The organism is Streptomyces sp. NPDC047869, assembly GCF_040704065.1.
Taxonomy (GTDB): domain Bacteria; phylum Actinomycetota; class Actinomycetes; order Streptomycetales; family Streptomycetaceae; genus Streptomyces.
Genome location: NZ_JBEYRK010000062.1, coordinates 1 through 7131, shown reverse-complemented (window position 1 = coordinate 7131; position 7131 = coordinate 1). Strand labels below are relative to the sequence as shown.

The 7131-nt window shown below is 71.1% G+C and carries 8 protein-coding genes and 1 tRNA gene; 6 read left to right on the top strand and 3 right to left on the bottom strand.

Annotated elements, in window-relative coordinates; translation table 11 throughout:
- The 3 genes from AB0924_RS38405 to AB0924_RS38395 all read right to left on the bottom strand — a co-directional run.
- Positions 1-323, bottom strand: a 323-nt coding sequence (locus tag AB0924_RS38405) for a carboxyl transferase domain-containing protein (protein WP_358940677.1), incomplete at its 3' end; no start/stop codon positions are given.
- Between the two features lie 112 nt (positions 324-435).
- On the bottom strand, positions 436-1221 hold the full coding sequence (locus tag AB0924_RS38400) for a BTAD domain-containing putative transcriptional regulator (protein WP_358940676.1): 786 nt from the start codon (positions 1219-1221) through the stop codon (positions 436-438).
- A 271-nt stretch (positions 1222-1492) separates the two neighbouring features.
- A tRNA-OTHER gene (locus AB0924_RS38395) sits at positions 1493-1589 on the bottom strand.
- A gap of 174 nt (positions 1590-1763) precedes the next feature.
- On the opposite strand from AB0924_RS38395, the gene AB0924_RS38390 reads away from it, so the two are divergent.
- The 6 genes from AB0924_RS38390 to fabI all read left to right on the top strand — a co-directional run bounded on the left by AB0924_RS38390 (position 1764) and on the right by fabI (position 7066).
- Positions 1764-2771 carry a DUF2156 domain-containing protein gene (locus tag AB0924_RS38390; RefSeq protein WP_358940675.1) on the top strand — a complete coding sequence of 336 codons (1008 nt, stop codon included), beginning with the start codon at positions 1764-1766 and terminating at the stop codon, positions 2769-2771.
- A gap of 32 nt (positions 2772-2803) precedes the next feature.
- Positions 2804-2953, top strand: coding sequence for a hypothetical protein (locus AB0924_RS38385; protein ID WP_174266240.1), 150 nt, complete (start codon positions 2804-2806; stop codon positions 2951-2953).
- A 322-nt stretch (positions 2954-3275) separates the two neighbouring features.
- Positions 3276-4388: an acyl-CoA desaturase gene (locus tag AB0924_RS38380; RefSeq protein WP_358940674.1), complete on the top strand. Its 1113-nt coding sequence runs from the start codon at positions 3276-3278 to the stop codon at positions 4386-4388.
- A gap of 185 nt (positions 4389-4573) precedes the next feature.
- Positions 4574-5944, top strand: a complete 1371-nt coding sequence (locus AB0924_RS38375; protein WP_358940673.1) for an MFS transporter — start codon at positions 4574-4576, stop codon at positions 5942-5944.
- 28 nt (positions 5945-5972) lie between these two features.
- On the top strand, positions 5973-6302 hold the full coding sequence (fdxA, locus tag AB0924_RS38370; RefSeq protein WP_358940672.1) for a ferredoxin: 330 nt from the start codon (positions 5973-5975) through the stop codon (positions 6300-6302).
- On the top strand, positions 6299-7066 hold the full coding sequence (fabI, locus tag AB0924_RS38365) for an enoyl-ACP reductase FabI (protein WP_358940671.1): 768 nt from the start codon (positions 6299-6301) through the stop codon (positions 7064-7066). The genes fdxA and fabI overlap by 4 nt, the downstream gene beginning before the upstream one ends.
- Positions 7067-7131: the final 65 nt, after the last annotated feature.

Here is a 7131-nt window from a genome sequence, read left to right as displayed (position 1 = left end):
ATCTTCGTGGCGTGGGCCTCGCCCAGGGCGCCGCCGAAGATCCGGAAGTCATGGGCGTAGACGAAGACCGTACGGCCCTCCACCGTGCCCCAGCCGGTGACGACACCGTCGGTGTAGGGCTTCTTCGTCTCCAGGCCGAAACCGCTCGCCCGGTGCCGGCGCAGCGGTTCGACCTCGTGGAAGGAGCCGTCGTCGAGCAGCAGGCCGATGCGCTCGCGCACGGTGAGCTTGCCCTTGGCGTGCTGGGCGGCGGTCGCCTTCTCGCTGGGGCCGGCGAGCACGCGCTCGCGTATGCCGGCCAGTTCCTCGACCTGGGACCTCATGTCTCCCCCTCCGTGGGTAGGGGCGTGGTGATTCCGTGATTCCACTCGCCCGTCGAGCGTGGCAATGCGGACTGACCGGGGACTGACGGGCCGCTTACGCGGCTCGGGCGCGTCAGACGGGCTGGAGGCGGGCCTCGCCGGTCAGGGCGGGGTCGTGGGAGAGGATCGCGTGCTCCACCCGGCGCAGGGCGGGGGAGGGCTGGATGCCGAGCTCGTCGTCGAGGTGACGGCGCATCCGGTGGAAGACGTCGAGCGCGTCGGCCTGCCGGCCGGAGCCGTACAGGGCGATCATGAGCTGCTCGCAGAATCGTTCCCGCAGGGGGTGGTTGGTGTGCGCCTCGGTCAGTTCGGCGAGCACGGCGGCATGGCGGCCGAGCCGTAGTTCGGCGTCGAAGCGCAGTTCCATGGCGCGCATCCGGTACTCCTCGTAGCGGGCGCCCGCGAGCTGGCACAGGGTGCCGCCGGCGAATCCGCCGAAGACCGGGCCACGCCACATCCCGAGCGCGTCGGCGAGCAGCCGCGCGGTGCGCGCCGCGTCGGCCGCGGTGGCCGACTCGGCCAGCCGTACGGCCCTGATGAACTCGGCCGCGTCCAGCTCGGCCTCGCCGACGCACAGCCGGTAGCCGGAGGGGTGCATCGTCAGCCGGGAGGACGGCCGGTCCGGCTCCAGATCGCGGAGCCTGCGGCGCAGCCGGCTGACATGGGCCTGGAGGGCGTTGGCCTGGTTGTCGGGGACGGCGTCCCCCCACATCTCCTCGGCCAGCCCCTCCCCGGACACCGGCTGGCCCTCGCTGACCAGCAGCGTCTGCACCAGTGTGCGCTGCAGGTCGCCGGAGATGTCCGCCGGACCGGCGGCGGTGAGTATCTGCAGTGCGCCGAGAATGGAGAACCTCAGCATGTCTTCCCCCCTTTGGTGAAAATTCCTGGCGAAGGTTGTCTCTTTCTGGGGTGGTACTGCTGAAAAGACCGGGTAATCCAATGCGCCGCGCCCCGGCGGGCGTCTGCTTCCTGGACGTCCCGCCGGGGCGGTTGCTCCGCCGGGACGGGGGGCGGCCGGCGGTTCAGGGGCTTCCGGTGCCGTGCCGCCATTGGCGCGACACCGGAGGAGGGCAAAGGCGATTCGCATGCCGGATCAGCAATTCGTTTCCCCCGAGCGGAATTCCGGACTGTGGCGGAGAGGGCAGGATTCGAACCTGCGCGGACCGTCGCCGGCCCGACCTCGAGGCGTGCTCCAGGTCCCCGATCAGCCACTCCGGGCACCTCTCCACGTTTACGGCCCGGTTTCCCGTGCCGTTCACGGGAACAACATTGGCACCCTGCGCTGACGGAAAGCTGACACGCTTCTGACGCAGGCAATGAATTCCTTTCGGCTCTTTTCCCGGACGTCCTTCCGGTGTTGTACTCCCTTCGATGGAAAACGCTCCCGAAAGGGGTACGGGAATGACCGCCACCACCACCGAAACCGTCACGGACAACCCGGTTCTGGACGCGATACGCGCCCACACCACGAGCGAGAACGCGAGTGCGTTCCTCGCCCTCAACAGCGGAAACAGTATCTTCACCGTCCCGGGCGCGGACGGTGTGATCGTGTACCGCCGCACCGGCCGCTGGGCCGTCCAGCTCGGCGGCCCCTTCGCCGCCGAGAAGGACTACGGCACCCTGCTCGACGCCTTCCGCGCCCACGTCCGCGACGAGGGGCTGCGGCTCGTCGGCATCCAGCTCCAGCGCGCCGACGCCGAGCGGTACGCCCGGCTCGGCTTCACCGTCAACCAGGTCGGCGCCTCCTGGGCGGTGAGCCTCGGCGAGTTCACCCTGCGCGGCACCAAGTTCATGCAGCTGCGCAACAAGATCTCCCGCGCGCTCCGCAACGGCCTGCAGATCCAGGAGGTCGACGCCGGCGACGTGGCCGGTGCCATCGCCACCATCGACCAGGCCTGGCTGGGCTCCAAGGGCGGCGCCCAGCAACTGGAGTTCCTCGTCGGCCAGATCGGCGGCGAGGCCCAGGAACACCGCCGGCTCTTCGTCGGCACCATCGACGGCGCCCCGGTCGCGTACATCTCGTACTCGCCGGTCTACGGCAGCCGGGCCGGCTGGATGCACGATCTCAGCCGCCGTATCCCGGAGGGCTCCCCGGGCCTGATGGAGGCCATCAACGCGCACGCCATCGAGGTGTTCCGGGCCGAGGGCGTCGAGTGGCTGCACTTCGGGTTCACGCCGTTCACCGGCCTGGACGCGAGCCACGAACTCGACGGCCACAGCCCGGCGTTCCAGTGGCTGATGCACGCCCTGTGGGCCGAGGGCGCCGCCCTGTACCCGGCACAGACCCAGCTGTCGTACAAGCAGAAGTGGGCCCCCGACGTGCTGATCCCGGAGTACGTCGCCTTCGACGGGCCGCAGGCCTCGCTGCCCGGCTTCGCGCACGTCTTCCGCGCCTGCAACGCCTTCTGACCCGCCACCGCGAACGACGAGAGGACACCGAGATGAGCCGGTCCACCGAAGAACTCCAGCACGCCACGGTCGAGCAGCTGATGGCCGTCATCGGCGCACCCGACGACGAGTCGGTCGCCGAGGCCGCCGACGCGGCCGTCCGCGCCCTCGACGAGCGGCTGCGCGCCGAGGCGGCCGCCTGAGCCGCTGCCGGGTGCGCCGGCGGGTGCCGGCGCACACCCGGTCAGACCGGTATCAGTGCCACATCAGCGCTCCACGGAACGCTGGACACACGTTCGCCCGGCGGTCCGGACCGGGAGTACCGCACTGTGCTCCCGTCGCCGGGCCCGCCGGGCGAAGCGGGGCCCTGCCGTCGCCCTCCGGGCGCATGCCGGGAGTACGGCGACAGGGCCCATCCCGCGACGGTGACCCACGCGGGAGCCTTGTCGACTCGCGGCGCCCGCAGGTCCGCGGGGCAGCGGCGCCGCCGCCCGATCCGGGCACTTCTCCCAAGGAGAGCAACGCATGCAGCGTCCGCACATACAAGAAGCCGCGGCCCTGGCCGCCGGTGGAGGGGCCGGCGCCGGGCAGCGCACCGGTGCCTCGGCGACCTTCGCCGAGCTGCTCAAACGGGTCAAGGCCGAGGGTCTGCTGGACCTCGACCCCCGTTACTACGTGGGCAAGCTGGCCCTCAACACCACCCTGCTGCTGATCGGGTTCGCCGCCTTCTTCGAGCTGGGCGACTCCTGGTGGCAGCTGCTCACGGCCGTGTGGATGGGCCTGTGCGGCGGCCAGTCGGCGTTCATGTGGCACGACGCCGGCCACAAGGCGATGTTCCGCAGCAAGAAGGCCGCCTCCGCGGTCGGATACGTCCACGCCAACCTGGTCAACGGGGTCAGCTACGGCTGGTGGGTCAACCACCACAACCGGCACCACAGCAACCCCAACCACCTGGACATGGACCCGGACATCGGCCGGCGCACCGCCATCTTCGACATCAAGCAGTACCCGACCCGCAAGGGCACCCAGAAGTTCGTCGTGCGCTACCAGAGCGTGCTGTTCTTCGTGCTGCTCGTCCTCGAGGGCTTCAAGATGCTGCGGACGGCCGTCCTGTCCATCGTCCAGGGCAAGACCAAGCGGCCCGTGCTGGAGACCTTCCTGATCGTGCTGCGCACCGCCGTCTACCTGGGCCTGGTCTTCACCGTCCTGTCCCCGGTGCTCGCGGTCGCCTTCATCGTGGTCCAGCACGCCGCGCTGGGCGTCTACTTCGGGATGATCTTCGCCCCGAACCACAAGGGCATGCAGGTGCGCGACGGCGAGGCGGAGACCCTGGACTGGCTGGAGCGCCAGGTCCTCACCTCCCGCAACATCCGGCCCAGCCTGCTGATCGACTTCCTCTACGGCGGTCTCAACTACCAGGTCGAGCACCATCTGTTCCCGGCGATGCCGCAGAAGAACCTGGGGCGCGCCCGGGAGCTGACCATGGAGTACTGCGCCGAGCGCGGAGTGCCGTACCACGAGGTCGGGTTCTGGGCCTCGTACCGCGAGGTCGCCTCCTTCCTGCACGAGGTCAGCGCGCCGGTGCGGCGCGGTGACGTGGAGGAGCAGATCCGGCGCCGGGCCGTGGAAGCGGCCTGACACCGGCCGGCGACCCCCGCCCGCCCCCCACATACCCCCACGCCCCCCACATCTGTCCCGCACCATCCATTCCCCCACGCCCCGGCCCCCGGGCCGCACGCCCGGGCCCGTCGGCGGCCCGGGCGGTTCCCTTCCCGGGAGCGACGCACCACCGGTCCCCAGGAGTTCCCTAAGGAGCCAGCCCCATGTCCCAGACCACCGCGGCGGTGGGTGATGTCACCGCTCCCGCCCCGATCGGTGCCCGCCTCGACCGCATGCCGATCACTCCCCTGCACCGCAGACTCACCGCGGTCATCGGCGTCGGCCTGTTCTTCGACACCTTCGAGAACAACCTCTCGGGCACCATCGCCAAGGTGCTGCAGAGCGACTTCGCCTTCGGCGCGACCTCGCTCAAACTCGTCCTGGCCTCCGTGTTCGTCGGCCAGTTCATCGGATCCCTGACGCTCGGCCGGATCGCGGACCGGTTCGGCCGGCGTCGGGCCTTCCTGATCAACCTCGCCATCTACTCGGTCTTCTCCCTGCTCGGCGCGTTCTCCCCGAACGCCACCTGGCTGATCGTCACCCGCTTCCTGGCCGGGGTCGGCATCGGCGCCGAACAGGCCCTGTCCGACTGCTACCTGGCCGACGTGCTGCCCGCGAGGAAGCGCGGCCGGTTCATCGCCTGGGCCTACACCCTCGCCTTCTGCGGAGTGCCCGCGGTGGGCTTCGCCGCGCTGTGGCTGGTACCGCTCACCCCGCTGGGCGTGGCCGGCTGGCGCTGGCTGTTCGTGCTCGGCGCGCTCGGCTCGGCCGTCGTGTGGATCCTGCGCCGGCAGCTCATCGAGTCCCCGCGCTGGCTGGCCTCGGCCGGCCGGACCGCGGAGGCGGAGCGGCTGGTCGCCCGGATGGAGGCGGAGGCCGCGGGCCGCGGACAGGTCCTGGAGGAGCCCGCGCCGGCCGCACCGGAGCCGGCCGCCGGGCAGTCCCGGATGCGGGACGTCCTGCGCCCCGGCATGCTCCGCCGGACCCTCGTGCTGTGGCTGTTCTGCGTCCTGTCGGTCGTCGGCTACTACGGCTTCGGCACGCTCGCCCCGCAGATCGTCGCCGCCAAGGGCTACGGCATCGTCGCGGGGCTCGGCTTCACCGCGCTGTCCTTCCTCGGGTACCCGGTGGGCTCCGCGCTCGTCCTGCCCGTCGTGGACCGCCTGGAGCGCCGCACCCTGGTCGCCCTCTCGGCGGGCGCGATGGTGGTGGCCGGACTCGGCTTCGCCTACGCCGGCTCGGCCGCGGCGATCGTGGTCTGCGGCTTCGCCTACACCCTGTTCAGCAACGTCTTCTCCAGCGTCAGCCATGTGTACCTGTCCGAGCAGTACCCCACCGCGATCCGCGCCACCGCATCGGGCGCCGCCTACTCCCTGTCCAAACTCAGCGCCGCCGCACTGCCGTTCGTGCTGCTGCCGGTGCTGGAGGGGCACGGCGCGGGTGCCCTGTTCAGTGTCATCGCCGCCGCCATGGCCGTCCTCGCCGTCACCGTGCTGACCCTGGGCGAGCGCACCACCGGCGTGCCGGTCAAGTGAACCCGTCCGTCAATCCGAGGAGTTGAGCATGGCCTACGTCATCGGACTGCCCTGCGTCGACGTCAAGGACCGCTCCTGCGTCGACGAGTGCCCCGTGGACTGCATCTACGAGGGGCGCCGCGCCCTGTACATCCATCCCGAGGAATGCGTGGACTGCGGCGCCTGCGAACCGGTCTGCCCGGTCGACGCCATCTACTTCCAGGACGACATGCCCGAGGAGTGGGGCGACGACCACGCGGCGTCCAACGCCGCCTTCTTCGCCGGTCTCGGCTCGCCCGGCGGCGGTGCCGCCGTCGGCCCGCAGGACCACGACTCCCCGCTCGTCGGCGCGCTGCCCCAGGGGGTGCCGGCGGTATGAGCGGCATCCTCGCGGGCAAGCGGATCCTGGTCACCGGCGTCGTCACGGACGCCTCCATCGCCTTCCACGTGGCCCGGATCGCACAGGAGGAGGGCGCCGAGGTCCTGCTGACCGGCTTCGGCAGGCTCTCCCTGATCGAGCGCTTCGCGGGCAGGCTGCCGAAGCCCGCCCCCGTCATCGAACTGGACGTCACCGACCAGAGCCACCTGGACAGCCTCGCCGAGCGGATCGGCGAGCACACCGACACCCTCGACGGCGTCGTGCACTCCATCGCCTACGGCCCCCAGGGCGCCTTCTCCTTCCTCGACGGCACCTGGGAGGACGTGTCGACGGCCGTGCAGGTCTCGGCGTACTCCCTCAAGTCGCTGACCACGGCCTGCCTGCCGCTGCTGGAGCGGCGCGGCGGCTCGGTCGTCGGCCTCACCTTCGACGCGGCCGTCGCCTGGCCGCACTACGACTGGATGGGCGTCGCCAAGGCAGCCCTGGAGTCCACCAGCCGCTATCTCGCCCGGGACCTCGGCGACCGCGGCATCCGCTGCAACCTCGTCGCCGCCGGGCCGCTGCGCTCCATGGCCGCCAAGTCCATCCCGGGCTTCGCGGAACTGGCCGACGTGTGGACCACCCGGCGTGCCCCGGCGGGCTGGGACCTCACCGACCCCGAGCCGGCCGCACGCGGTGTGGCCGCGCTGCTGTCGGACTTCTTCCCGCGGACCACGGGCGAGATCGTGCACGTGGACGGTGGGGTGCACATGATGGGCGCCTGAACCGCCGGAAGGGGCGGGAGCCGAGGACCGGGCGCGGGGGGCCGCCCCAGGCCCGGGGGGGGACA